At 55.9% G+C, this 24,928-nt stretch carries 24 protein-coding genes and 1 tRNA gene; 16 read left to right on the top strand and 9 right to left on the bottom strand.

What is annotated here, in order from left to right; genetic code table 11:
* The first annotated feature begins 52 nt into the window (after nt 1-52).
* The 5 genes from V6L81_RS05355 (at nt 53) to V6L81_RS05335 (ending at nt 4,893) form a co-directional block, all read left to right on the top strand.
* Complete coding sequence (locus tag V6L81_RS05355) at nt 53-3,409, top strand: bifunctional diguanylate cyclase/phosphodiesterase (protein WP_094999984.1); 3,357 nt, start codon at nt 53-55, stop codon at nt 3,407-3,409.
* 30 nt (nt 3,410-3,439) lie between these two features.
* Nucleotides 3,440-3,516, top strand: a tRNA-Ile gene (locus tag V6L81_RS05350).
* A 182-nt stretch (nt 3,517-3,698) separates the two neighbouring features.
* Nucleotides 3,699-4,064, top strand: a complete 366-nt coding sequence (locus V6L81_RS05345) for a hypothetical protein (RefSeq protein ID WP_203306815.1) — start codon at nt 3,699-3,701, stop codon at nt 4,062-4,064.
* A 30-nt stretch (nt 4,065-4,094) separates the two neighbouring features.
* The gene (locus V6L81_RS05340) at nt 4,095-4,298 is read left to right on the top strand and encodes a hypothetical protein (protein ID WP_203306816.1); all 204 of its coding nucleotides are present in this window, start codon (nt 4,095-4,097) and stop codon (nt 4,296-4,298) included.
* Between the two features lie 61 nt (nt 4,299-4,359).
* Nucleotides 4,360-4,893: a hypothetical protein gene (locus tag V6L81_RS05335; protein ID WP_203306817.1), complete on the top strand. Its 534-nt coding sequence runs from the start codon at nt 4,360-4,362 to the stop codon at nt 4,891-4,893.
* Between the two features lie 381 nt (nt 4,894-5,274).
* Here the strand turns inward: V6L81_RS05335 and V6L81_RS05330 are convergent, their stop codons facing one another.
* The 8 genes from V6L81_RS05330 to V6L81_RS05295 all read right to left on the bottom strand — a co-directional run bounded on the left by V6L81_RS05330 (nt 5,275) and on the right by V6L81_RS05295 (nt 12,060).
* Nucleotides 5,275-5,556, bottom strand: a complete 282-nt coding sequence (locus V6L81_RS05330) for a hypothetical protein (RefSeq protein WP_203306818.1) — start codon at nt 5,554-5,556, stop codon at nt 5,275-5,277.
* A gap of 45 nt (nt 5,557-5,601) precedes the next feature.
* Complete coding sequence (locus tag V6L81_RS05325) at nt 5,602-5,814, bottom strand: hypothetical protein (RefSeq protein ID WP_203306819.1); 213 nt, start codon at nt 5,812-5,814, stop codon at nt 5,602-5,604.
* Between the two features lie 153 nt (nt 5,815-5,967).
* A complete protein-coding gene (locus V6L81_RS05320; RefSeq protein ID WP_338661115.1) occupies nt 5,968-6,174 on the bottom strand; it encodes a hypothetical protein in 207 nt (68 codons plus the stop codon).
* 320 nt (nt 6,175-6,494) lie between these two features.
* The gene (locus V6L81_RS05315) at nt 6,495-8,840 is read right to left on the bottom strand and encodes a phage/plasmid primase, P4 family (protein ID WP_203306821.1); all 2,346 of its coding nucleotides are present in this window, start codon (nt 8,838-8,840) and stop codon (nt 6,495-6,497) included.
* Nucleotides 8,837-9,109, bottom strand: coding sequence for a hypothetical protein (locus V6L81_RS05310; protein ID WP_338661114.1), 273 nt, complete (start codon nt 9,107-9,109; stop codon nt 8,837-8,839). Before V6L81_RS05310 ends, V6L81_RS05315 begins: the two co-directional genes overlap by 4 nt.
* Nucleotides 9,106-9,423 (bottom strand): helix-turn-helix domain-containing protein, encoded by a 318-nt coding sequence (locus V6L81_RS05305; RefSeq protein ID WP_338661113.1) that lies wholly within the window; start codon nt 9,421-9,423, stop codon nt 9,106-9,108. The genes V6L81_RS05310 and V6L81_RS05305 overlap by 4 nt, the downstream gene beginning before the upstream one ends.
* Before the next feature lie 634 nt (nt 9,424-10,057).
* A complete protein-coding gene (locus V6L81_RS05300; RefSeq protein ID WP_338661112.1) occupies nt 10,058-10,675 on the bottom strand; it encodes a hypothetical protein in 618 nt (205 codons plus the stop codon).
* Entirely contained in the window at nt 10,672-12,060 is a 1,389-nt protein-coding gene (locus tag V6L81_RS05295) for a tyrosine-type recombinase/integrase (protein ID WP_203306826.1), read from the bottom strand. Before V6L81_RS05295 ends, V6L81_RS05300 begins: the two co-directional genes overlap by 4 nt.
* 432 nt (nt 12,061-12,492) lie before the next feature.
* Here V6L81_RS05295 and V6L81_RS05290 point away from each other — a divergent pair, with 432 nt between their 5' ends.
* The 11 genes from V6L81_RS05290 (at nt 12,493) to V6L81_RS05240 (ending at nt 24,645) form a co-directional block, all read left to right on the top strand.
* Nucleotides 12,493-13,659: a Fic family protein gene (locus tag V6L81_RS05290; RefSeq protein WP_338660525.1), complete on the top strand. Its 1,167-nt coding sequence runs from the start codon at nt 12,493-12,495 to the stop codon at nt 13,657-13,659.
* A 32-nt stretch (nt 13,660-13,691) separates the two neighbouring features.
* Nucleotides 13,692-14,144: an Lrp/AsnC family transcriptional regulator gene (locus V6L81_RS05285; RefSeq protein ID WP_016782458.1), complete on the top strand. Its 453-nt coding sequence runs from the start codon at nt 13,692-13,694 to the stop codon at nt 14,142-14,144.
* Between the two features lie 150 nt (nt 14,145-14,294).
* Entirely contained in the window at nt 14,295-15,977 is a 1,683-nt protein-coding gene (locus tag V6L81_RS05280; RefSeq protein ID WP_322213756.1) for an FAD-dependent oxidoreductase, read from the top strand.
* A 135-nt stretch (nt 15,978-16,112) separates the two neighbouring features.
* Nucleotides 16,113-16,907: a carbon-nitrogen hydrolase family protein gene (locus V6L81_RS05275; RefSeq protein WP_095025312.1), complete on the top strand. Its 795-nt coding sequence runs from the start codon at nt 16,113-16,115 to the stop codon at nt 16,905-16,907.
* A 39-nt stretch (nt 16,908-16,946) separates the two neighbouring features.
* A complete protein-coding gene (gene pqqF, locus V6L81_RS05270; RefSeq protein WP_338660524.1) occupies nt 16,947-19,385 on the top strand; it encodes a pyrroloquinoline quinone biosynthesis protein PqqF in 2,439 nt (812 codons plus the stop codon).
* Between the two features lie 152 nt (nt 19,386-19,537).
* Nucleotides 19,538-19,612, top strand: a complete 75-nt coding sequence (gene pqqA, locus V6L81_RS05265; protein ID WP_003444522.1) for a pyrroloquinoline quinone precursor peptide PqqA — start codon at nt 19,538-19,540, stop codon at nt 19,610-19,612.
* A gap of 82 nt (nt 19,613-19,694) precedes the next feature.
* On the top strand, nt 19,695-20,606 hold the full coding sequence (pqqB, locus tag V6L81_RS05260) for a pyrroloquinoline quinone biosynthesis protein PqqB (RefSeq protein WP_048361138.1): 912 nt from the start codon (nt 19,695-19,697) through the stop codon (nt 20,604-20,606).
* Nucleotides 20,607-20,684: 78 nt separating this feature from the next.
* Entirely contained in the window at nt 20,685-21,437 is a 753-nt protein-coding gene (gene pqqC, locus V6L81_RS05255; RefSeq protein ID WP_338660523.1) for a pyrroloquinoline-quinone synthase PqqC, read from the top strand.
* On the top strand, nt 21,434-21,709 hold the full coding sequence (pqqD, locus tag V6L81_RS05250) for a pyrroloquinoline quinone biosynthesis peptide chaperone PqqD (RefSeq protein WP_338660522.1): 276 nt from the start codon (nt 21,434-21,436) through the stop codon (nt 21,707-21,709). The genes pqqC and pqqD overlap by 4 nt, the downstream gene beginning before the upstream one ends.
* Complete coding sequence (gene pqqE, locus V6L81_RS05245) at nt 21,702-22,847, top strand: pyrroloquinoline quinone biosynthesis protein PqqE (protein ID WP_153327691.1); 1,146 nt, start codon at nt 21,702-21,704, stop codon at nt 22,845-22,847. Before pqqD ends, pqqE begins: the two co-directional genes overlap by 8 nt.
* The gene (locus tag V6L81_RS05240) at nt 22,813-24,645 is read left to right on the top strand and encodes a S9 family peptidase (RefSeq protein ID WP_095019490.1); all 1,833 of its coding nucleotides are present in this window, start codon (nt 22,813-22,815) and stop codon (nt 24,643-24,645) included. The genes pqqE and V6L81_RS05240 overlap by 35 nt, the downstream gene beginning before the upstream one ends.
* 17 nt (nt 24,646-24,662) lie before the next feature.
* Here the strand turns inward: V6L81_RS05240 and V6L81_RS05235 are convergent, their stop codons facing one another.
* A complete protein-coding gene (locus V6L81_RS05235) occupies nt 24,663-24,821 on the bottom strand; it encodes a YqaE/Pmp3 family membrane protein (RefSeq protein ID WP_004419451.1) in 159 nt (52 codons plus the stop codon).
* Between the last annotated feature and the right edge of the window lie 107 nt (nt 24,822-24,928).

Genomic DNA, 24,928 nt, shown 5'->3' with positions numbered 1-24,928 from the left:
CTGCCACAGCCCGACTACACTGGATGCATCCAGGTGTATTGAAGGGATGCGTATGTCACGCTTGCTGGCTACCCTGCTTCTGTCACTTCTCGTTTGGACCTCTGGCGCCCAAGCCCTGACGTTCACCGATGAAGAACAGCAATGGCTCAAAGAGCACCCCGAACTGCTCCTCGGCATCGATACCACATGGCCGCCTTTTGAGTTCCTCAACGCACAGGGCACCTATACAGGCCTCGCTGCCGACTATGTAAACCTGATCACCAACCAGTTGGGCGTAAGCGTCAAGCAAGTCGCTGCGTCAAGCTGGAGCGAAGTCCTGGAGCAAACCAAGGAAGGCAAACTCGACTGGTTACCCGGCGTCATGTCGACCCCCGAGCGCCAAAAACGCCTGGCATTTACCCGGCCCTATCTGGACTTCCCCATTGTCATCCTCGCCCACAAGGGCGGCGCGGCGCCTAAAAATATCCAGGAACTCTACGGCCTCAGAGTGGGTGTAATTGAAAACTACGCCCCCCACGAATTACTGCGCGCTCAACACCCTGACCTCAACATCGTCGCCCTGCCCAACGTCAGCTCGGCGTTGCAGGCTCTGGCCACGGACCAGGTGGATGCCATGGTGGGTGATCTGGCTTCCAGCGTATGGAGCTTGCGCCAGCTCAAGCTCGATGGCCTGTACGTCAGCGGGGAAACCCCGTATCGCTTTCAATTGGCCATGGCCGTTCCTAAAAACCAGACCGTTCTGCTAGGACTGCTGGACAAGGTGCTGGCCAATATAAGCCCGAGTGAAACCCAGCGCATTCAGCAGCACTGGGTAGGCGATATCAACGATTACCGACCCCTGTGGCGCACCCTGCTGCTCTATGTCCTGCCTGGCATACTGCTGCTGATCATCATTTTGTTCGTAGTCATCCGCATCAACCGACGCCTGAGCTCCGAGATTTCCCGGCGAACCACCCTCGAACAGGAACTGCGCAGCAGCGAGGATCACTACAAGGGGTTGATTGAAAGCCTTTCGGCTATTGCCTGGGAAGCACAGCTGGACAACGACACCTATACCTATGTCTCCCCCCAGGCCGAAGCCTTGCTCGGCTATCCAGTCTCTGACTGGCTAAGCCCGGGGTTCTGGAAACGGGTCGTTCACCCCGATGACCTGCCCAGAATCCAGGCCTGGCGTAAAAAAGAGATCAGCGCAGGCCACGATCACAGTTTGGACTATCGGGTGATCACCGCAGAGGGCAACATCCTCTGGCTACGGGACATTGCCAGTATCACGACCCACAATCAGCAAGCCGTGGTTCGCGGCTTGCTGATCAATATCAGCGAAACCAAGCAGACTGAAGAAGCCTTGCTTCTTTCCGAAGAAAAGTTTGCCAAAGCATTTCATGCATCGCTGGACGGCCTTTTACTGAGCCGTCAAAGCGATGGCCTGATACTCGAGATCAACGAAGGTTTCAGCCGGGTCATCGGCTATGACAGTGCCAGTGCCTTGTACCACTCAACCCTGGAACTGCAATTGTGGGTCGACCCCCATGAGCGCCGTGAATTGCTTGCGGTCCTGGAAAAAAACGGCTTTGTGCGCGACTTCACCTGCCATATCCGACACAAGGACGGGCAAGTTCGCCTCTGTGAAATCTCCAGCTACCCGTTGCTGATCGGCGCCGACGACTGCATTTTGACCATCGTCCACGACATTACCGAACGGCATCAGATGCAGGAAAAACTTCTGCAAACAGCCACCGTGTTCGAGAGCACGGCCGAAGGCATCATCTTTACCGATCCCGAGCAAAAAATTACCGCGGTCAACCGGGCCTTCGGCGAAATCACCGGTTACTCCGAAAGTGAAGTCCTGGGCCAGACGCCGCGCATGCTGGGGTCTGGCCGACACGACAAACTGTTCTTTGCAACCATGTGGTACCAGCTATCGACCGCTGACAACTGGCAGGGCGAAATCTTCAACAGACGCAAAAACGGTGAAATCTACCCCAGCTGGATGACCATCAGCGCCGTGCGCAACAACAATGATGTGGTGACACATTTCGTCGCCGTATTTTCTGATATTTCCACCCTCAAACTGGCCCAGGAACGCCTTGATCACCAGGCCCACCACGACCCGCTGACCAACCTTCCCAACCGTTTGCTGTTTGAAAGCCGGGTGCGCCAGGTACTCTCCGATCAGCGGCGTAATGATCAACATAGCGCGGTGCTGTTTCTGGACCTTGATCGCTTCAAGAACATCAATGACAGCCTCGGGCACCCTGTGGGCGATCAGTTGCTGAGGGGCATCGCAGCCCGCCTCACCGAACAATTGCGCGACATCGACACGGTCGCCCGTCTTGGCGGCGATGAATTTATCGTCCTGCTGCCTGGGCTCAAACACCCGGAAGATGCACAGAAGATTGCCGAAAAGCTGCTGAACAGCTTCAACGAACCCTTTCTGACCGACGAAAGCGAACTGTTTATCAGCGCCAGCGTCGGTATCAGCATCTACCCGGATGATGGCGACGACGTGGCCACACTGATCAAAAATGCCGATATCGCGATGTACCACTCCAAACTCAAAGGGCGCAATCGCGTCGAACGTTACAGCCACGACCTTAACTCCCAGACCAGTGCCCGCATCCTTCTGGGCCAGGAACTGCGCCGCGCCCTGGAGCGAGGCCAGGTCTCACTGCTGTATCAGCCCAAAGTCCGTCTGCGCGACCATACGCTGGCTGGCGCCGAAGCACTGTTGCATTGGAACCACCCTCTACTCGGAGGAATCTCACATGAGCGCTTGATTCATCTGGCAGAAGAAAACGGCATGATCATTCAAATTGGTGACTGGATGCTCGAGCGTGCGTGCCAGCAACTGTGCTCATGGAATCAACTGTACAAGCCCTTTGGACCCATCTCGGTCAACCTTGCCAGCGCCCAATTACACCAGCCGGGGCTGATGGCGCACATCCAGCAACTGCTCGAAACCTGCAAGCTCAAACCCGAGAGCCTGAAACTGAAAATCACCGAAACTTTTCTCACCGGCCAGACCGAAGCGGCATTTGATGCCCTGCATCGGCTCAAACAACTGGGAGTAAAACTGTCCATCGACAATTTTGGTACTGGCAACTCGTCCCTCAGTTACCTGAAGCGCTTGCCGTTGGACACGTTGAAAATCGACCCGTCATTTGTACATGGCTTGCCCGACGACCCCCATGATGCTGCCATCGTGCATGCCATCATCGCGCTGGGGCACAGCATGCACTTCACCATCATTGCCGACGGTGTTCAAAACCGGGAACAACAGATTTTCCTGGCGCAGGCAGGTTGCGAACTGATCCAGGGCGAGATCGTCAGCCCGCCGTTACTTCCCGAAAAATTTGCAGCAACTTTCCTTCACCTGGCAATTTCAGATCTTTCGGATAGCACTACTTAGAAACCATCGTTATAATCCGCGACCTACTGAGGGCCTATAGCTCAGTTGGTTAGAGCAGGGGACTCATAATCCCTTGGTCGTAGGTTCGAGTCCTACTGGGCCCACCATACAAAACAAAGGCTTACGCTTAAGGGCGTAGGCCTTTTTTGTTTTCCGATGGAAAATCTTAACGAATTGCTAAACGAATGCGGCCTGTGCCTCCGCGCCACCGATTAGACATGCGCCAAGTAGTAGCCTTTCGATTTCATCCAAGCGTATGCTGTGAAAAATCACGTCATCAGGGATCGATATGAGAAAGGCACTGGCAGTACTAGCAATGAGCCTGGCGCTTAGCGGTTGCGCTACCTCCCACTACACAAGCGGTAGAGATTTCCCATCTGAGAACGTAGCTAGCATCATCAAAGGAAAGACGACAACAACAGAGCTCAAAGCCCTGTTTGGCGACCCCTTCAGTAAAAGCCCAGTCAACGACACCGATGAAAAGTGGGTCTACACCTACGCAAACGGCTCTGCTCACGCACAGAGCTACATCGTCACCATGAAAGTCACCACCACCGGCACCCAGAAAACTCTCGACGTGCTGATTCGTAACGACACGGTAATTAACTTTACGTTCAACGAGGGACAAAACCCTTACAACTCGACCACAAACTAATCAACAACCACATAGCCAAGGAAGCCTCTCATGCCCATAAAGAGAACAGGCAATTTCGACCTAGCAAAAGAAATGGAAATCCGAGCACGAAAAATGATTTCTCAGTTCCTCAGCGAAGAGGAGCTTTTGGAAGTGACCATCGAAACTAACAAAACCACATCCGAACTTTCCTTCCACGCTCCAGACGCAATTGTCGAGAAGATAACAACAAACCTAGCCAAGCTTGACCAATAGCCGCAAACCAATTCCAAATGGCAAACACAACTAACACCAGCATAAAAATGGAAAACCAACAATGGCTTCTATAAGAACAATACTAGCTCTAACAACTGCATTACTCATAAGCATATTACTGACAGGATGCGCTGAAAGCCCATTCCAAGCATATAGAGCGGCACCAGACAATTTCAACCCAGGCTCAGAGCACCTCTTTAGCTCACCAATTGATATACAGCCAATTACGTTTGGCGGCAACGGATCGGCGTGGTTCAGATTTAACACCTTAAAGAAAGGCACTACCAGCAGTTGGAATATAGAGACGTACTGGCTAGGAAAAGATTGGCTTTTCGTCAACAATATCGCATTCAATATTGACGGAAAAATAACCAACTCCCCTTCAACAAACAACAACAGAGAAATCGTCCATTCAGTCGGAGTATCTGAGCGCCAGTTTAGCCCAGCCCCACAAGAACTGATCACTGCACTAACTCAGGCGCAAACCGTCATAGTTCGATTATCTGGGCAAAACTATTACCTAGAAAAGCAGCTGACCGCTCAAGAAGTCACCAATATAAAGTGGTATATAAATTTCATTAAGGAAGGAAAGTAACTTCTCATGCGTGCATCATCGACGCTGAACATCGGCAAGGATGCCTCTCTCCAAAACGATTACGATCAAGCCCATATCACTCCCGGATAAGGCGTGGCCTCCGGGCCTGGCACCGGTTTAGTGGCCTTCGCTATGCCCTTCACTAAATCGTTGTAGCGCCGCTTTGTCTTACCATTGCACCGGTACATGCGAGGAGTCAGGAAACCGCCCCAACGTGCCAGCCAGCGCCTTGGCGGCATTACTTCTGCCGCCTCGATAGCCCAGATAAGCAACTGTTCATCGCTCGGCTGATTGTCCTATTCAAACTCAACTGCATCCTCAGAGACCAGCATATCTTGCTCTCCTGGTATTGCCCGACCGGCTAGGATCGGGCCGGTAGAATCAGCCAATGAGATATGTCGCACTCTCAAGTCCATGCACAGCCATATGGTGCGCAGTTCGCCAAGCATCATCGAATGCAAGCGAGTCAAAGGTATGACCGACAAAAATGCTGGCGACCTCATGCGGCAACGGCGAGCCACCTAATTGTTTGAGGCGTCGAATGTCCACCTCAGCGACTTCTATGCCTTGCTTGTTGAATCGCTCAAGCTGGCCAGTGAGCTTGTCAGCAGCGGCCTTGATCTTGCTGTAGTCCTCTGCCAGCGCCTCGTATTTGCTAATCACCTGATCACGCAGCGCAGCAGCACGGCTAATACGATCTTGCTCGATTTAGTAGGCGAGCTGATCGTTCAGGGTTTCCAAACGCAGCGACAAGCGCTTAACAAGTCGGGCGGTATGGTCGATACGATCCTCGATTTCGCATACGTCCGCGCCACTACGAGCGCCCTGCTCCCATTCGATACCGAGTGCGTCAGCCAGAGCTTCGGCTTCGTTCAGTTGTTTCTTGTGCTGCTCGATCAGTTCAACAGTGGTCATTTTCATATGCTCTTCAATAGGTTCAACAGGTCGCGTAATGCGCTGGGCTGGGTCTTCGATCCGACTGGCCGACCAGAACCATTAAGGGCTGGGTGGCCCGGCTGGAAACGGCCCTTCATGTCTCTGGCGATGGGTTGTGCAGTGCCAACCTCAAATGCTTTAGCCATGCGCGTGTTCCTGGTCAGCAGTGTTCAAGCTGTAGCCTGTGAACTCGTCATCTTTGGGCTTGGCGTTGGTTTGGAGATTCAAATTAAGAATAGTTGCCAGCGTATTTTGAGTTTGCTTGTTCGCGATCTTGAGGGCGGCAAGTTCAGCAGTGAATTTCTCCATCGCCGTAATCATTGCTTTAAGTAGCTCTTCGGTCATGTAAGGCATTCCGCTTAAGTTTAATTGGGTTTACCAGTTAATTATACGCGAGATAAAAATACGTCTATGACGACACCAAGTTTCAAAAAGCTCACAAATATCGATAACAAGTTAAGTATCAGGCGATATATTGATCAGGATTTGGATTTATGTATGGTGTGCCGGGCGTGCCGGGTTTTTCGACATTCATTATCTTTCTAAAAAAACAATGTATTGATATTTCACTGCTTATATTTTTTGAAAGGTTGGGGTATCTCAGATAACACGGCACAAGCGGCACACATTGCACAAAGAAAAGGGGCCGCGATGGCCCCTCCTTGTTATTGCTGTTGCATGCTCCAACCTGGACGAATCTCCAAGCCACTTACATACTTCCCATGTCGATCACGCGTACGCCCGAAGCCCAGCCGCTCCAGCCTATCTACAAAAGATTTCTGCTTAACCTTCTGACCGATACCCTGACCAGACGCCCAACTCGTAAACGTGTCATACAGCTTTTGAGAACCGACCTTACCTAAGGTACTCCGCTCACACACATCATCAACGAACTGGGCCACTTGATCAGCCTCTAGGCGCCATTCCTCTTTAGCTTGGCGACTGCTCTCAGGATCAGTAAAGCCACGCTCTAGCGCCTCGCTATACGCAGCTAAAGACAGGTTGAAAATGCCGGGAAGCTCAGCCAGCAGTTTCTCTTTGAGCATCGGGTCCGTCTGGCCCAAGCTGGCGTCAAATTTTCTGTTGAAGCGAATGACCAACGCACGCCGGAACAAGGCATCAGAAAAGTCCCGTGTGTGTGGCATGTGGTTCGTACCAAACCAGCAAGTAGCGTATGGGCGCATGACAAAAGGGTCTTGGAACTTATGCTCAACCGTCGCAGGCTCTCCCGACACAATGCCTTTCAAAGCGGCGTCAGCGATTACCTCGCCTTCCCGAATTTCGGTAACGATATTGGCTAGCTTCATATGCAGATGCGCACGAGAAAAAGCACGGTCGAACTGCGAAGGCTGCACACCGGACACATTCTCAGACCCTAGCAGCGCCTCCAGCACCGACAGCAGGACGGATTTACCGTTGCTGCCACCACCGATGAGCATAATGAATCGCTCATGCCTGCAATGCGTCATCAGCGTGTATCCGAGCATTTCCAACAGCGCCCGCGCCTTTTCCTTGCCATCGCTGTCAGGCTCGAAAATCTCGCCCAGAAACTGAGAGAAGCGAGGCGCAGCGGCTTCAGGCTGGTACTCAAGTGGAACTTGAGTGGTTCGATACTCCAGCTTGTTATGAGGCTCAAGCTCCCATTCACCCGTCAAATCATGCCGCACCAGAGCTCCAGATAGGCAATTTACAGACTCCGGGTCCCCCAGATTGAAAGCATGGTCTTTGGCGTAGATCGCAGTTTTGAAAACGTCCGCGACGTTATTGACCACGTTCGCTGTAATAGCCGTGTGTGGTGCAAGCGCCCTTTGAACCAACTGCTTTACCGCTCGATCCTCAGCAACTCTCCAGACACCGCGACTGAGCCACTCGTAAACCAACGGCCCGGATGCAAGGATGTTGTCAGCACCGATAGAAACCAAAACACGCTGCGCAAGTTCAAGATGGTCCTCGTGATCATCATCATTCGCAGCAGGGGCCATCTCGCGCAAAGTGCCCAGGCCGATACCTGTTTGTTGCTTGATCGCTTTGAGCAGTCGGTCACGCTCGATAGGGCTCCGGGACAAAGCTTCTGCCACTAGCCTTTCAATATCGGACGATTCGCTCTCATCACTCAGTAATTTCACATCCGCACTGATTTCTGAGTATGGCCGCGCCGGAACAGGTGCATACCCTTTGCGGCGAGCGCCCTCAATCATTCCAGCCAGCTCTGTACCCAATAGTGCCGAGGCACGTTCTGCACCTCGCTGCTTTACCACTTCAGGAGCTACGGCGGAAAAAACCAAATGAATCAACTGATCGTCAACACCCTTTGCCACCAATCGGCCAACAATTCGCAAAGCGTTTTCGTGAACACTCTCACCCTGCAACAACTCAGCTAACAGCTCTGTGTGATCACTGCTGCCACGCTCTCCAGAATCGTTAGCTGCGCTTCGGTGTGGCTCCTTGAGCGTGCCCAGCCATTCCGATAAATCGGCCCACGTGTAACGCTGACCGCCCTCGTGAACAATGCTCGATCTTACCGGCTGTGCTTTTGTGTGGTTGAACCCAGGCAGACGCATTACACGCGGCAAGTCGTGAATGCTCTTGTCACTGTCCACTAACGCAATCAGCTTTCGCTGAGCAGCTTCAAACTCACTCAACGGCACACCATCCACGCACCAATAGGCGTGGTGCTTACCGGGTGACGACTCAACAATGATCGACGGAGCAAAGGGGACAGCCGCCAACCTATCAAGGTGGTTATCGATGATGTCGAAGTCAACATACAAAGCCCGAACGCGGGTAATGCTAGCGGCGTCATGCCCCCCTGCATTCACAACAGCGTATGCCCCCCACCCATCAATGTTTTTTGCCTGTAGGTCGTACAACGAATTTGCCTTTCGAGCCCCTTGCATCGGGTGGATTGCTCGATAGTGCCAGTCTTGTGGTTGCGAATCAGGGTCCAACAACGCCAAGAATCGCAAAGCCTCATCAACGTCCGGCAACAGCTCTTGTGCAGTGATAGTCATTGCAAACCCCCATGGTAGCTGGCGATTATTTGCACACGTTCAGCCTCAATGAGACCGGCAAGCACTTTGCCTGAATTGAAGGCAGCCACATAACGTCGATTGACCTCAACCACATCAAGTGGGGCGGACTTAAGAAGATCAAAGGCGTCCACGAAGACGCTGATTGCGAGCGCATCGTCGTTATCGTTAGCACTGATCAACGAGGCGTTACCGATCATTTGATACAGGCCTGCAAGGGCTTTCACTTGCGTGATTTGCTGAGCATTCATACCGCGCCCTCGCCTTCGGCCAATTTGATCAATGCGTAAGTCGCTATACGCGGATGCAAACGCCCTTCACTATCGGGCAGAGTCGAAAGAGTCCGGTGGATCTCATGACCCAACTCTTTCAGCTCCTTGACCCGAGCGGCTGGCATTAACACGTTGAAAGCGTCGCCTAGCTCAAACGTGGAGCGCGAATGATCCATAAGCAGGTTCAATACACGTTGGCGCTGAGCTTCGGCGCTAACGTCAACCAAGGCAGTAGCTTTTTCAGGGGCAGCAGAAGTCGGCCTCGCGATTTTGCGGAGTTGGAAGTTTTCCATTTTCAGTAGGCCTTGTGCTGGGTTAGATAAGCTTCGATTTCCGAAGCATTCCAGCGGACCGCCCTTCCAATACGAATCGGCGAAGGGAAGCCTGAGCGACCAGACAACCGCCACCAAGTGGTGCGGCTAACAGCGTAGAGTTTGCAGAAAAAAACTGCGGGATGATGCGGGATGTTAAAATTGACCATCTGATCTCCTAGATCACGTGGCCCGGAAAAACCTGTTGACGGGCGGCATTCAACTGCCTAACCTACGTCATGTTAATACAAGATTTAGCGGGTAGAGCTTAAGTTAAATTTTCGTTATTACCCCCACACCAGCCCAAGAATCTCATCTCTTGGGCTTTTGTGTTTCTGGAACACACTCATTGTACCATTGGTAAAAACAGCCCAACTTCAGTTTGAAGTCATTCGACGACTACTAAGTCACGTCTACTCATAACCCTTTGATTTACTTAATATCAAGGTTATTTGGCAAACCTCTCTCACACAAAAAATGTCGCATTTTCGACTTTTTTGTGTCGCATTTAAGAAAATCTCTGGCCCGCCACCCTCCTTGCATTCATCAGTGCGCTGTGAAAGTAGAGGGACTTTATAGGACACAAGTGGCTTCGGCGAAGGGGATAAATCAGGGATTAATCCCCTACAAGCAGACGCTCCAAGTGGAGTTCCCAGCTCGATTGCGCGTATAGGTGTTTCTTCCGCAGCTTCCAAATATCGACGTAAGCTGAGGTATCGCGTCCCAATGTCGCGGCCAGGATGTCGCAGCCTGATTGCACATCTTCGGTGGCTTCGTTGCGAGTGGGCTTTATGCCTGCACGACTTAGCGCCTCCAGTCCCAGGCAGATTGCAAAGTTCCGGTTCGGGTCGGCTGGCCTTCCTCTGCAAGCTGGACGTGGTCGCACCCCACGCAGCACCTCGGCAGTAAACACGCGCAGGAACTCAGGAACCGGCTCCCCCTTCTCAATATATTGAGCCGCGAACCGCGCAGCCTCATCCCATGCGTTACGGTTGGTCGCGGCAGCCTCGATCAAATCCACGCCATCGACGTATGCACGCGTGACACCCTCAACTTTACGCCACGAGATAGACCGGACGTGCATCGGATAACCGTCCCAGTCCACGGGTTTACTAGGAAGAACACTGGAGAACATCGCCAGGACTCGGGCGGTAACTGCTAAAGGGTCAAGCGGTTGCTCTAGCAGCTTCTGGCGCTCTTGCAGGCGCGCCATTTCCTCAAATCGCCAGCTCATTGACGTACCACGCTGCGTGCCGATAACTGCACCACTTCCGCACTCTGCGGCACTCCCGCCAACTCATCCAGATAGCGCGCCCACCTGTCTAAATCCGCACGTTTTTCCGGTAGATAGTTCCACCGGTCATAGTGCTTTGCTTGCACACCTGACCGACCATGCGACAGTAACCATGCTCGGCGCTCCTGATTCACCCCCAGCGCGGCTAAATGCGTTTCGATGGTTGCGCGCAACGTGCGCCAAGTGAAACGGCGGGTCTCCCCCTTTGTCGAAAGCTGATCGCCAAGCGCTGAGAAAATATCTAGTGCAGTACCGGGTGTAATGCTGACTTTTCCACGCAGAGAGAACGGCCCAGGTGCTTTGCCTGCATCTTGAAGCGCTAATAGCGGTGACAGGATTTCACAGAGTCGCTGAGTCATCGGCAACAGATGCTCACGCGGCGGAGTCCCTTTACCGCCCTTGAGGTCGATTAGCCGCATCACTTCCCCATGCTCGCCATCGTCATAGATGTCTGCCCAAGTAACCCGACAAAGCATTTCTACACGCTGCCCAGCGAGATAAAGCATCGCTTTTGCAATTGCACTACGCCGAGCCGGTAAACCTTCAACAGCCAGAACAACCGCTTTCAGTTCTTCTTTTGTCAGCGCCCAGGTATTCGCCTGATTGGCGCCTTCAATAGTCGGCACATCACGCGCAGGATTTGATTTGAGTCCGTATTGAACAGCGTCACCAGCACGTAGCGGGTTTAGATCGCTAGCAAGACCAAACGAAAAAGCCGCCTGAAGGTAAGAGCGTAATTTATCTGCCTGTCGCTTTTTACCATTGGTTGCAGATGCCTTGGTCAAGCGGGTGCCCCGTCCTTTACTGGCGACTGATCGAGTTAGGCAGCGACGCAGGATGTTCGCAATATCGCTAGGTTCGACTTCCTTGGCCTTGCATTGCGACAGCTCAGGGAATGGATCGAGAACATCCAGCTTCAGTGCACCACGCACGGCCCTAGCACTGGACTTGCCCCTACGCTCCATATCGTCAACGTAGGCATTCAGCATTTGAGCCCACGTTCCCTGCCTTGCCTCAACATCCGCAGCACGTTGGGTTAGGCGTTGACGCTCCTCTTCCGCTTTCTGATAGTCATCAATAGTCAGGAAGGCTCGAATCTCCAACGACTTCGCAGCGGCATAGGCTCGCCACTCAACCAGCGTTTTTTCGGAATAGTTCCCCAGCTTTAGCCGCTCCTGCTTTTTCTCTCGGCGCAGACTCAGATAGACCAACACGCCAGTAGCTCGGCGCTCAAAGAGAATAGAACCCGTCCCTTTCCCTTCTAAGGCCTCAGAAAGCGTGGTTTTCAATGCTGTTATCTTGCTGTGAACCAGTTTCTGCGCCATTTTCAGCCCTATTCCTTTCTTAACGAATTGCTCAACGAATCATAGCAACTTTAGAGGATTTCAGGAAACAACGAGAAACGTCAGATCAAGCTATAAGCCTTAAAAATAGGGACTTTCATGTTTCACGAGGTAGCTCAATACCACTAATCTTGTGACTCATAATCCCTTGGTCGTAGGTTCGAGTCCTACTGGGCCCACCATACTCAAAGCCGCGCACTGCGCGGCTTTTGTGTTTCCGGGGTTTGGGATTTTGCTTTTCAAAACGCCCAGAAAACCGGTTTGCGTCCACAAAACGTCCACAGGCCAGCTCTATAGTCCTTTCGTCGGCTTACCCTGCATCCCAGGTTAGACAGTGAGCCGATTTGCCGGCATTATCGGCTCACTATATGAGCCGAATATATTCGTTAATCGGCTCATAGACGAGTAAAGCCCATGAACGATTCCCCCTGGATCTGGCAACAGCCCGGCTGGCCAAACTTTAGCTGGCAAGCTGAGATGCTTAACCCGCTATTGCGTGCCTGTACCCAGGCTCAGGGCCGTTTGCTGGGGATGATTGGCGCTGTCGGAAGTGATAATGAAGCGCTCAACAGCCTGGACACCATACTGCAAAACATCGTTACCTCATCAGCCATTGAGGGCGAACAGCTGAATGCAGGCTCTGTACGTTCATCCCTGGCTCGCCGCATGGGGCTGACCGGAACAGGTCGCACAACTGCACGCTCCGAAGGCTTGGCACAATTGTTGTTCGATGCCACAAGTGCGCATCAACGCTTGCTGGATCTTGAACGCCTCTATAAGTGGCACTGCTGGCTGTTCCCCGGCGAGGACAAGCTGTTGGCCCGCCCACTGCACACTGGCACGCTGCGCGGCGAAGAACCCATGCAGGTAGTATCCGGGCCCCTCCACCACCCCACCGTGCATTTTGAAGCACCACCACGTGCCGGGCTGGAAGAACAACTGGGCGATTTCCTCACTTGGTTCGAGAGCAGCAGAATCGATGTAAGCCTTGATCCTTTACTACGTGCAGGCATTGCCCACTTTTGGTTCGTTACCTTGCATCCGTTCGATGACGGCAACGGCCGCCTCACTCGCACGCTCACCGATTTGGCATTGGCCCAGAGTGAGCAGCAATCCATCCGCTTCTATGCCATGTCAGCCAGCATTCTTGATGACCGCACCGGTTATTACCGAATTCTGGAGTCCAGCCAGAAAGGCACACTGGATATCACTCCTTGGTTGCAGTGGTTTCTAGCCACGCTGCTTAAAAGCCTGGAGCAAGCCCTTGCCCGGATTGAACGAGTATTGAGCAAGGCCCGTTTCTGGCAACTACACCGCGACCAGGCCCTGCTAGCCGAACAGCTCAAGGTGCTGAACCACCTGCTCGACGGTGGCGAACGCGGCTTCGAGAACGGTATAAACGCCGCTCAATACCAAGCCGTGACCAAAGTCTCCAAGGCTACCGCGACCCGCCACCTGGGTGACCTGCTTGCGAAAGGCTGCATCACTCGCCTGCCTGGCAGTGGGCGCAGCACACGCTACCAAATTCAGTACGGCGTCAGCCTCCAAGGTGACCAGACACTGAGTAGCAAACTCGACTAAGACCAACAATCACGCAGCCCCTGGAGCCACCCTTGCCTGACACCCGCCCCCCTGCACTGGATGAAATCGACCGTCAATTGATCGCGGCCTTGCAGCTCAATGCCCGGGAAAGCGTGGCAATGCTGGCACGCCAATTGGGGATTGCCCGCACCACCGTGACATCACGCCTGGCGCGGCTGGAGAAAACCGGGGTGATTACCGGCTACGGGGTTCGCTTGGGCCAGCGCCTGATTGATGGCGGCCTGCAGGCCTATGTCGGGATTACCGTGCAGCCACGCTCCGGCAAGGACGTGGTGCGACGCTTGAGTGCGATGGCCCAGGTGCAGCAACTGTGCGCAGTCAGTGGCGAATTCGATTACGTGGCTTGGCTGCGCAGCGATTCACCCGAGCAGCTGGACCAGTTGCTCGATCAGATCGGCAGTGTCGAAGGCGTCGAGAAAACCACCACCTCAATCATCCTCAGCAGCAAAGTTGATCGCGGATAAGTCACATCGACTAGCCGCTTCGTCATATTGACTAAATAAAAGTCATAACGACGACAGTTTGCGTCTTATTTACGTGTTCTGCGCTGCCTATCATGGTGCCTGTCTTTTTCTATACTCAAGGTAAAGCTTGGGTCGCCAGCAAGGTCAGCCATGAACAAGAATAATCGTCACCCTGTCGACGGTAAAAAACCCGTCACCATCTTCGGCCCGGACTTCCCGTTTGCCTTCGATGACTGGATCGAACACCCCGCTGGCCTGGGCAGTATCCCCACACATAAACTTGGCGCTGAGGTAGCGATTGTCGGTGCTGGCATGGCCGGGATGGTGGCGGCCTACGAGTTGATGAAGCTGGGCCTCAAACCCGTGGTATATGAAGCCTCGAAAATGGGTGGGCGCCTGCGCTCGCAAGCCTTTGAGGGCAGTGAAGGGGTGATTGCCGAGCTCGGCGGCATGCGCTTTCCAGTGTCGTCAACAGCGTTTTACCACTATGTCGACAAGCTGGGGCTGGAGACCAAACCCTTCCCCAACCCGCTGACCCCAGCTTCCGGCAGTACGGTTATCGACCTCGAAGGGCAAACCTTCTACGCACAAAAACTGGCGGATCTGCCTGCCCTGTTTCAGGAAGTGGCCGACGCCTGGGCCGATGCGCTGGAGGAAGGTTCGCGCTTTGGCGATATTCAGCAAGCCATCCGTGACCGCGACGTCCCTCGCCTCAAAGAACTGTGGAACACGCTGGTTCCTCTGTGGGACGACCGCACGTTCTACGACTTCGTCGCGACCTCCAAGGCCTTTGCCAAACTGTCATTCCAGCACCGCGAAGTGTTTGGCCAGGTGGGTTTCGGTACTGGCGGATGGGATTCGGACTTCCCCAACTCGATGCTGGAAATCTTCCGGGTGGTGATGACCAACTGCGACGACCATCAGCATCTGGTCGTTGGCGGTGTCGAACAAGTGCCACTGGGAATCTGGCGCCACGCCCCCGAATGCTGTGCCCATTGGCCTACAGGCACCAGCCTGAGTTCGCTGCACAACGGCGCACCTCGCACCGGGGTCAAGGCGATCTCTCGCACACAAGATGGGATGTTTTCCGTCACTGACATTCTCGGAGTCACACGCCCCTACGAAGCCGTGCTGGTCACATGTCAAAGCTGGCTACTGACCACCCAGATCGAATGCGAAGAGTCGCTGTTCTCACAGAAGCTGTGGATGGCCCTTGACCGTACGCGCTACATGCAATCATCGAAAACCTTTGTCATGGTCGACCGCCCGTTCTGGAAGGACAAAGACCCGGAAACCGGCCGCGACCTGATGAGCATGACCCTCACCGACCGCCTGACCCGTGGCACCTACCTGTTCGACAACGGCGACGACAAGCCGGGGGTGATATGCCTGTCGTACTCGTGGATGAGCGATGCGCTGAAAATGCTCCCGCACCCAGTGGAAAAGCGCGTGAAGCTGGCCCTCGACTCGCTGAAAAAGATTTATCCGAAGGTGGATATCGCCAGCCGCATCATCGGCGACCCGATCACCATTTCATGGGAGGCAGACCCGCATTTCCTGGGCGCCTTCAAGGGTGCACTGCCGGGGCATTACCGCTACAACCAGCGGATGTATGCGCACTTCATGCAAAAGGACATGCCCGCAGAACAACGCGGGATCTTTATTGCCGGCGATGACGTGTCGTGGACCCCGGCCTGGGTTGAGGGTGCGGTGCAGACTTCATTGAACGCGGTCTGGGGCATCATGCATCACTTTGGCGGCAGCACCCATGCGGCCAACCCGGGGCCGGGAGATGTGTTCCACGAAATTGGCCCGATTGCGCTGCCGGATTGACTCCGCAGGGTGAATTGATTCCAGTGGGAGCGGGCTTGCTCGCGATTCAGGCAACGCGGTGCATCAGGCATATCGGGTGGATGCCATCGCGAGCAAGCCCGCTCCCACACCAACAGTCAACACCAGGAGAACCCCATGCGCATTGCCCTTTACCAATGCCCGCCTCTGCCCTTGGATGTTGCGGGCAATCTGCAGCGTTTGCGTGAAACAGCCCAGCAAGCCGATAACATTGACCTGCTGGTGTTGCCCGAAATGTTCCTCACCGGCTACAACATCGGCGCGCAAGCCGTAGCCGAACTCGCACAAGCCCACGACGGCGACGCCGCACAGCAAATTGCCAAACTGGCCAAAGCCACGGGCATGGCCATTGTGTACGGCTACCCCGAGCGCGGTGCAGACGGACATATCTACAACAGTGCACAGTTGATCGACGCACACGGCAAAAGTCTGTGCAACTACCGCAAGACTCACCTGTTCGGCGAACTCGATCACTCGATGTTCAGCCAGGGCCCCGACTCATTCCCGGTCATTGAACTCAACGGCTGGAAGCTCGGCCTGCTGATCTGCTACGACCTCGAGTTTCCGGAAAACACCCGCAGGCTGGCCCTGGCCGGAGCTGAAGTGATTGTGGTACCCACCGCGAATATGGTGCCCTTCGAGTTCATCGCCGATGTCACCGTGCGTTGCCGCGCTTTCGAAAACCACTGCTATGTAGCCTACGCCAACTACTGTGGCCATGAAGGCGAGATCCATTACTGCGGCCAAAGCAGCATCGCCGCACCCAACGGCAAGCAGATTGCCCTGGCCGAACAGGATGAGACCCTGCTGGTGGCAACGTTGCAACGCCAACAGCTGACTGATGCAAAAACCGGCAACTTTTACCTCGCAGACCGTCGGCCCGAGCTATATGGCGAGCTGAGCAAGGGCTAAATCCGCTAGCATGAGCGCTTCTCTGTTCCGGAAGTGCCCATGCCTGCGCTGAACCACCCTCACACCCAACGTCTGACCCTTGAAAACGGCCTGACCCTCTGCGTGCGCCACGAGCCGCGCCTCAAGCGCTGCGCGGCCGTTTTAAGGGTCGCCGCAGGCAGCCATGATGTGCCTGCGGCCTGGCCGGGCCTGGCGCACTTCCTTGAACACTTGCTGTTTCTGGGCACCGCACGCTTCCCGGCGGCAGACAACCTGATGGCCTGGGTACAGCGCCACGGCGGTCAGGTCAATGCCAGAACCTGCGAGCGACATACCGACTTTTTTTTCGAACTGCCCATGGGTGCTTTCGAAGGGGGTCTTGAACGCTTGTGCGACATGCTCGCCCATCCGCGCATGACTCTGCCTGACCAACTGCGCGAACGTGAAGTGCTACATGCCGAGTTTATTGCCTGGGCCCGTGAGCCTTCGGCACAGCGTGAGATCAAACTGTTCCAGCCATTGAACCCGGCCCATCCACTGCGCGCATTCCATGCCGGTAACCGTTATAGCCTGCCAGTACCTCGCGCGGGTTTTCAGCAAGCCCTGAAAGGTTTCTACCAGACCTTTTATCAGGCCGGACAAATGACCTTGAGCCTGAGCGGCCCGTCGGCAATCCGTGAACTGAGCACCCTGGCCGAGCGCTGCAGCGCTGTGTTGCGCCCCGGCAAAGCCGTGCAACAGGCCGATGCACCCGCCTTGATGACCGGTCAGCAGCGACATTATCAACACATTGACGGCTCGCGCCTGAGCCTGATGTTTGCCCTGGAACAGCTGCCGCCGGAGTCTGACAAGGCGCTGGAGTTCCTGTGCAACTGGATCAATGCCGACAAAGCCGGCGGTCTGTTCGCACAGTTACGCCAGCAGCAACTGATCGACACCCTTAAGGCCACGTCGCTCTACTGCTTCAAAGACCAGGCACTGCTACAGATTGAGTTCACTGCAACCAACGCCATTGCCCAACATGCCACGCTAATCAGCGACACCTTCCATGACTGGCTGGGGTTCTTCCGCGCACAACAGGACTGGCCTGCGTTACGTGAAGAGTTCTGTCTGCTGCAACAACGCCAGCAAGACATCAGTGGCGCACTGGAGCTTGCTCGAAGTGACTGCAAGCAACATGTGCCCGGCTTATCGGATCAAGGCGTAACAACCCTCAAGGTCGTGCTGGGGCAGCTGCAGCCAGGGGCAATGCAGTTATCGCACCATGCCTGGCAACTGCCAGCGCCCAATCCATTTCTGCAAGCAGCGAAGGAGCCGGTGAGTGCCGGCCTGATTCGCGGGCAAACCAGCGCTCACCGTGGTTTGCGCACCTTTGCCCAGGATCGTTTGCGCAGTCGCCGCGACGTGTCTGCCATGAGTTTCAGCACGGCAATACCCAACCTCAGCGGCGAAGCAGCGATTTACCTGCGCTGGCGTTTGCCCGCTACACCTGCCGACAACCCGATGCCTGCGCTGCAGAACAGCCTGCGCCCGTTGATCCAGGATGCTCGTGACGCTGGTGTCGAACTTTCGCTCAACGCTTTGGGCAATGACTGGCTGCTGAAGATGTACGGTTACCACGAGCCGATGCCCGCCATTCTGGAAAGCGCCCTGCGTACGCTCGCCAGCCCGTGCACCGGGCAATCAGCCGGCACGCCCCCTGAGGCGACGTTGATGCCCATTCGCCAACTGCTCAAGCGCCTGCCCGAACTGTGCCCGCCCGCTGGCGAAAGTGACGGGGCCCACAATTGGTCAGAAACACGCTGGGACGGGCTGACAGTCGGCCTGCCATCTGCCACACAGGCCTTGATTGGCCCCGTGCTGAACAAGGTGCCTGGTACCCCGGATGCGCAACTGACGCTTCAGTCCGGGCATCCTGTCGAGCGCCATTGGCACACAGTACCCTGTGATTCCAGCGAACACGCACTGCTGCTGTTTTGCCCGGCCGCCGAGGCCACAGTGGCGGGCGAAGCTGCCTGGCGTCTGCTTGCCCAAGTGGCGCAAACCCCTTTCTATCAACGCCTGCGGGTTGAACTGCAATTGGGATACGCGGTGTTCAGTGGCTTGCGCCAAATCAATGGCCAAACCGGCCTGCTGTTTGGTGTGCAATCGCCCCACGCGAGCACGGCACAAATCTTTGAGCACATCCGTAACTTCCTCGTAGATTTGCCAAATCTGGTCTCGGCACTGGATGAAACATCTTTCACCCAGGCCCGCGCCGCCCTGGCACAGCAATTCTCAAGCGAGGCCCTGGGCGTGTCCCAGACCAGCGAATTGCTATGGCAAAGCAAGCTTGCAGGCCACCCGTCGGATTACCTGACAGCCCTCTACACTGCGCTTATGGCGCTGGATCAAGACACTACACTCAAGGCTGCACAGCAAACCACACAACCTGACAGCCGCTGGTTATGTGTGGCTACCGGTCCTGTAACTGAAACGTTTTATCCCGGAAGAAGCTGATAATTACCAACCCTGCAAAGGGCTTTCTTCGACATTGGGCGTTCAAAAAGCGTCAAATTTAGTAACATAGCCACCTAAGCTTTTGAACATCTCCTTCGGGAGCTGGACTAATCAAGAGACACTACTCACCCACCCGCTGAAGGAGTCATGTTATGGCTTGGACTAAACCTGCTTACACCGACCTGCGTATTGGCTTTGAAGTCACCATGTACTTCGCTAGCCGTTGATCTGCTTCTTCACTGAGCAGAGCAACCCAACGCCTCGGTTCGCCGGGGCGTTTTTATTTCCAGATTTGCAAGAGAACACGCCATGTTTGTCCAGATTCTAGGTTCCGCCGCTGGCGGTGGTTTCCCGCAGTGGAACTGCAACTGCGTCAACTGCGCGGGTTTTCGTGATGGTTCGTTAAACGCCAAGGCACGTACCCAATCGTCGATTGCGATCTCCGACGACGGCGTGAACTGGGTGCTGTGCAACACCTCGCCCGACATTCGCGCGCAACTCCAGGACTTCGCCCCGATGCAACCGGGCCGTGCCCTGCGTGATACCGGGATCAGCGCCATCATTCTGATGGACAGCCAGATCGACCACACCACCGGCCTGCTGAGCCTGCGCGAAGGCTGCCCCCACGAAGTCTGGTGCACTGACATGGTCCACGAAGACCTGAGCACCGGTTTCCCGCTGTTCACCATGCTTAAGCACTGGAATGGTGGCCTGAACTGGAACCGCATCGAGCTGGAAGGTTCGTTCACCATCCCGGCCTGCCCCAACCTGCGTTTCAGCCCGCTGCCCCTGCGCAGTGCCGCGCCGCCGTATTCGCCGCATCGCTTCGACCCGCACCCGGGCGACAACATCGGCCTGATCGTCGAAGACCTGCGCACCGGCGGCAAACTGTTCTACGCCCCCGGCCTGGGCAAGGTTGACGCACCCTTGCTGGAAATCATGGCGGGCAGCGACTGCCTGCTGGTAGATGGCACCATGTGGGACGACGACGAAATGCAGCGCCGCGGCGTAGGCACCCGTACCGGCCGGGAAATGGGCCATCTGGCGCAAAACGGCCCCGGTGGCATGCTCGAAGTGCTTGAGCAACTGCCCGAGCAGCGCAAAGTGCTTATCCACATCAACAACACCAACCCGATTCTCGACGAAGACTCCGCCGAGCGTGCCGAACTGGTTCGCCGGGGGGTTGAAGTGGCCTTTGATGGCATGAGTATCGAATTGTAAAAGCTGAATCTGTAGCAGCTGCCGAACGCAGCCTTCGGCAGCTGCTACAAAGGCATCACATTTTTTTGGAGGCACCAGATGACCCAAGCCCCACTCTCTACCGCCGAATTCGAGGCCGCCCTGCGGGCCAAAGGCGCGTATTACCACGTCTACCACCCCTATCAGGTGGCAATGTACGAAGGCCGCGCGACTCGCGAGCAGATCCAGGGCTGGGTCGCCAACCGTTACTACTACCAGGTCAATATCCCGCTTAAGGATGCCGCGATCCTGGCCAACTGCCCTGACCGTGAAGTGCGCCGCGAGTGGATTCAACGCATGATCGACCACGACGGCGCGCCCGGTGAAGACGGCGGCATCGAAGCCTGGCTGCGCCTCGGTCAAGCGGTTGGCCTGGACCCGGATCAACTGCGCTCTCAAGAGCTGGTCCTGCCCGGCGTTCGTTTTGCCGTGGATGCCTACGTCAACTTCGCCCGCCGCGCTACATGGGAAGAAGCCGCCAGCAGCTCGCTGACCGAAATGTTTGCGCCGCAAATCCATCAGTCGCGCCTGGACAGCTGGCCCCAGCATTACCCGTGGATCGACCCCGCCGGCTACGAATACTTCCGCACCCGGTTGGGCCAGGCCCGACGCGACGTGGAGCACGGGCTGGCAATCACCCTGCAGCACTACACTACTTATGAAGGCCAGCAGCGCATGCTGGAAATCCTGCAGTTCAAACTCGATATCCTGTGGAGCATGCTCGATGCCATGACCATGGCCTACGAGCTGGACCGCCCGCCCTATCACAGCGTGACCAGCCAACGTGTCTGGCACAAAGGAATCACCCTATGAGCTTTGATCGCAGCAAAATCCCGACCTGGCGCACCGGCTATCGTTACCAGTACGAGCCCGCGCAAAAAGGCCATGTGTTGCTGTACCCCGAAGGCATGATCAAGCTCAATGACAGCGCGGCCCTGATCGGCGGCCTGATCGACGGCCAGCGCGACGTCGCGGCCATTATTGGCGAACTGGAAAAACAGTTCCCCGGCGTACCCGAGCTCGGCGCAGATATCGAGCAATTTATGGAGGTCGCTCGTGCAGAGCACTGGATCGAACTTGCCTGACAGCCGTATCCCGCCCAAGCCTGAAGTCGGCCTGCCGCTGTGGCTGCTGGCTGAATTGACCTACCGCTGCCCGTTACAATGTCCGTATTGCTCCAACCCTCTGGACTTCGCCCAGCAGGGCAAAGAACTGAGCACCGAACAGTGGATCAAGGTGTTTCGCGAGGCGCGGGAGATGGGTGCAGCGCAACTGGGGTTCTCCGGTGGCGAGCCACTGGTGCGCCAGGATCTGGCAGAGTTGATTGGCGAAGCGCGCAAGCTGGGTTTCTATACCAACTTGATCACCTCGGGCATCGGCCTGACCGAGCAAAAGATCAGCGACTTCAAAAAAGCCGGGCTGGACCATATCCAGATCAGCTTCCAGGCCAGCGACGAGCAGGTCAACAACCTGCTGGCCGGCTCGAAAAAAGCCTTCGCGCAAAAGCTCGAAATGGCCAGGGCCGTCAAGGCCCACGGCTACCCGATGGTGCTGAACTTCGTCACCCATCGGCACAACATCGACAAAATCGACCGCATCATCGAGCTGTGCATCGCCCTTGAAGCCGACTTTGTTGAGCTGGCCACCTGTCAGTTCTACGGCTGGGCCCAGCTCAACCGTGTCGGCCTGCTACCGACCAAGGAGCAACTGGTACGGGCTGAGCGCATCACCAACGAATACCGGGCCAAACTGGAAGCAGAGGGTCACCCCTGCAAGCTGATCTTCGTGACGCCGGACTATTACGAAGAACGCCCAAAAGCCTGCATGAACGGCTGGGGCAGCATCTTTTTGACCGTTACACCTGACGGCACGGCCCTGCCGTGTCATGGTGCCCGACAAATGCCGGTCGAGTTCCCCAATGTGCGTGACCACAGCATGCAGCACATCTGGTACGACTCGTTTGGCTTCAACCGTTTTCGTGGTTATGACTGGATGCCCGAGCCCTGCCGCTCGTGCGACGAGAAAGAAAAGGACTTCGGCGGCTGCCGTTGCCAGGCCTTTATGCTCACCGGGGACGCCAGCAATGCGGACCCGGTGTGCAGCAAATCGCCCCAACACAACCTGATTCTCAAGGCGCGCGAAGAAGCCGAGCACGCCACCCAGACCATCGAACAATTGGCCTTCCGAAATGAACGAAACTCACGTCTTATCGCCAAAAGCTGAGCCCTTCAGCGCCGCACTCGCCGTGGCCGCCGGGGTTGATTTCGCAGAATTGCGAGTCGGCCCTCAAGGCCTGTTCTGGAACGAATATCGTCCACAGGATGCGGCCTCGCGCATCTGGCACTGGCGCGATGGCCAGGCCCACTGCCTGACGCCCGCTGGTTTCAGCGCACGCAGCCGGGTCTATGAGTACGGCGGTGGCGGGTTTTGCCTGAGCGATAACGCCGTGGTGTTCGTCAACGAAACCGATCAGCAGCTGTATCTGCAACCTCTGGAAGGTAGCGCCCCGCAGGCACTGACCCAGGGCGAATGCCGCTACGGCGGCGTGCAGTTTGCCGGCGGGCAGGTGCTGGCAGTCGAAGAAACCGGCGACCAACACCGACTGGTCAGCATCGACCTGGACACCCTTGAACGTCAGATCCTGGCTGAAGGTGCCGACTTCTACGGCGCACCGGCGCTGAGCCCTGACGGCCAGCGCCTGGCCTGGGTTGAATGGAGCCGTCCACACCAGCCGTGGACCTCTACCCGTTTGATGCTGGCCGAAGGCCAAACCGCCGGGCGCTGGAACACCGCGCAATGCCTGGCCGGTGATCTTGATGAGGAATCGCTGCAACAGCCGCGTTTCGACGAACATAACCGGCTCCATTGCCTGACCGACCGCGCAGGTTTCTGGCAGCCCTGGGCCGAATCTGGCGAAGGCCTGGTACCCGCGCCCAGCGCGCGCGCCGATCACGCCCCGGCCCCTTGGCAACTGGGCACCAGCACCTTTGTGCCACTGGGAGAGCAGGCCTATCTGGCCAGTTGGACCGAGGACGGCTTCGGGCGACTGGGCATCCGCACAGCTGACGGCAACCTCGAAGACTTCACCGGTGACTACAGCCATTTTCGCAGCCTGGCATTGGATGAGGCATTTATCTACTGCATCGCAGCATCGCCGATACGCCCTTCAGCCGTGATCCGTATCTGCCGTGCCGAGCATAAGGTGGAGGTACTGGCAGGTGGCATTGCACCGCTGCCCCCCGAACGTATCAGCCGCCCGAGAACTCTGCGTTATCCCTCTGGAACGGGCCATGCCCACGGTTTTTTCTACCCGGCTATGAACGGCGAAAAAAAACCGCCCCTGCTGGTATTTATCCACGGCGGTCCGACTTCGGCCTGTTACCCGATGCTAGACCCGCGCATTCAATACTGGACCCAGCGCGGCTTTGCCGTGGCTGACCTCAACTATCGCGGCAGCACCGGCTATGGCCGTGAGTATCGTCAAGCCTTGCATTTGAATTGGGGCGTGGTGGATGTCGAAGATGCCTGCGCGGTGGTCAGTTATCTCACCGAACAAGATCTGATTGCTCCCCGCCGTGCGTTTATTCGTGGCGGCAGCGCGGGGGGTTACACCACCTTGTGCGCGCTGGCATTCCATAAAGTGTTCCGGGCGGGTGCCAGCCTGTACGGGGTCAGCGACCCGATTGCGCTGACGCGGTCCACCCACAAGTTTGAAGGTGACTACCTGGACTGGCTGATTGGCGATCCGGAGCGCGACGCTGAACGCTATGCAGCGCGCACTCCGTTGCTGTACGCCAACCAGATCAGCGTGCCGGTTATTTTCTTCCAGGGTGAGCTGGACGCTGTAGTGGTGCCGCAACAAACCCGCGACATGCTCCAGGCCCTGCAATACAACGGCATCCCGGCCCAGGCCCATTACTACCCGGACGAGCGCCACGGCTTTCGCAAGGCCAGTAACCAGGCCCATGCACTGGAACAGGAATGGTTGTTTTATAGCCAGGTGATGCAGGCCGATACATAACTGTAGTCGCTGCCTGTTTACCGCTTGGCGATAATCCACACCGCATGCACGATGCCCGGGATATAGCCGCACAGGGTCAGCAGAATATTCAGCCAGAACGCACCGGCAAAACCCACCTGCATAAACACACCCAGCGGTGGAAGCAGAATGGCAAAGATGATTTTAATAAGATCCATATGCGCAGCTCCCTGATAGTGGCGGGCCAGAAATGGCCCTGCTTCTAATCTACTCCAGGCGCAAGCCAAAGGTTCAGACTGAACTTATCCACAGACAAAAAAAAACG

The organism is Pseudomonas bubulae (assembly GCF_037023725.1).
In the GTDB taxonomy this organism is placed as follows: Bacteria; Pseudomonadota; Gammaproteobacteria; order Pseudomonadales; family Pseudomonadaceae; genus Aquipseudomonas; species Aquipseudomonas bubulae.
Note: the sequence above shows the minus strand (reverse complement) of the source record. Positions and strands in the feature narration are given on the sequence as shown.

Bases quoted from the DNA above. Each gene is read 5' to 3' on its own strand.
- V6L81_RS05355 (WP_094999984.1), top strand. From the start codon at position 53: ATGTCACGCTTGCTGGCTACCCTGCTTCTGTCACTTCTCGTTTGGACC.
- pqqC (WP_338660523.1), top strand. From the start codon at position 20,685: ATGACCCAAGCCCCACTCTCTACCGCCGAATTCGAGGCCGCCCTGCGG.
- V6L81_RS05315 (WP_203306821.1), bottom strand. From the start codon at position 8,840: ATGACTATCACTGCACAAGAGCTGTTGCCGGACGTTGATGAGGCTTTG.
- pqqF (WP_338660524.1), top strand. From the start codon at position 16,947: ATGCCTGCGCTGAACCACCCTCACACCCAACGTCTGACCCTTGAAAAC.
- V6L81_RS05275 (WP_095025312.1), top strand. From the start codon at position 16,113: ATGCGCATTGCCCTTTACCAATGCCCGCCTCTGCCCTTGGATGTTGCG.
- V6L81_RS05310 (WP_338661114.1), bottom strand. From the start codon at position 9,109: ATGAATGCTCAGCAAATCACGCAAGTGAAAGCCCTTGCAGGCCTGTAT.
- V6L81_RS05325 (WP_203306819.1), bottom strand. From the start codon at position 5,814: ATGAAAATGACCACTGTTGAACTGATCGAGCAGCACAAGAAACAACTG.
- V6L81_RS05300 (WP_338661112.1), bottom strand. From the start codon at position 10,675: ATGAGCTGGCGATTTGAGGAAATGGCGCGCCTGCAAGAGCGCCAGAAG.
- V6L81_RS05345 (WP_203306815.1), top strand. From the start codon at position 3,699: ATGAGAAAGGCACTGGCAGTACTAGCAATGAGCCTGGCGCTTAGCGGT.
- V6L81_RS05320 (WP_338661115.1), bottom strand. From the start codon at position 6,174: ATGACCGAAGAGCTACTTAAAGCAATGATTACGGCGATGGAGAAATTC.
- V6L81_RS05290 (WP_338660525.1), top strand. From the start codon at position 12,493: ATGAACGATTCCCCCTGGATCTGGCAACAGCCCGGCTGGCCAAACTTT.
- V6L81_RS05305 (WP_338661113.1), bottom strand. From the start codon at position 9,423: ATGGAAAACTTCCAACTCCGCAAAATCGCGAGGCCGACTTCTGCTGCC.
- pqqB (WP_048361138.1), top strand. From the start codon at position 19,695: ATGTTTGTCCAGATTCTAGGTTCCGCCGCTGGCGGTGGTTTCCCGCAG.
- V6L81_RS05280 (WP_322213756.1), top strand. From the start codon at position 14,295: ATGAACAAGAATAATCGTCACCCTGTCGACGGTAAAAAACCCGTCACC.
- V6L81_RS05340 (WP_203306816.1), top strand. From the start codon at position 4,095: ATGCCCATAAAGAGAACAGGCAATTTCGACCTAGCAAAAGAAATGGAA.
- V6L81_RS05295 (WP_203306826.1), bottom strand. From the start codon at position 12,060: ATGGCGCAGAAACTGGTTCACAGCAAGATAACAGCATTGAAAACCACG.
- pqqD (WP_338660522.1), top strand. From the start codon at position 21,434: ATGAGCTTTGATCGCAGCAAAATCCCGACCTGGCGCACCGGCTATCGT.
- V6L81_RS05235 (WP_004419451.1), bottom strand. From the start codon at position 24,821: ATGGATCTTATTAAAATCATCTTTGCCATTCTGCTTCCACCGCTGGGT.
- V6L81_RS05335 (WP_203306817.1), top strand. From the start codon at position 4,360: ATGGCTTCTATAAGAACAATACTAGCTCTAACAACTGCATTACTCATA.
- V6L81_RS05240 (WP_095019490.1), top strand. From the start codon at position 22,813: ATGAACGAAACTCACGTCTTATCGCCAAAAGCTGAGCCCTTCAGCGCC.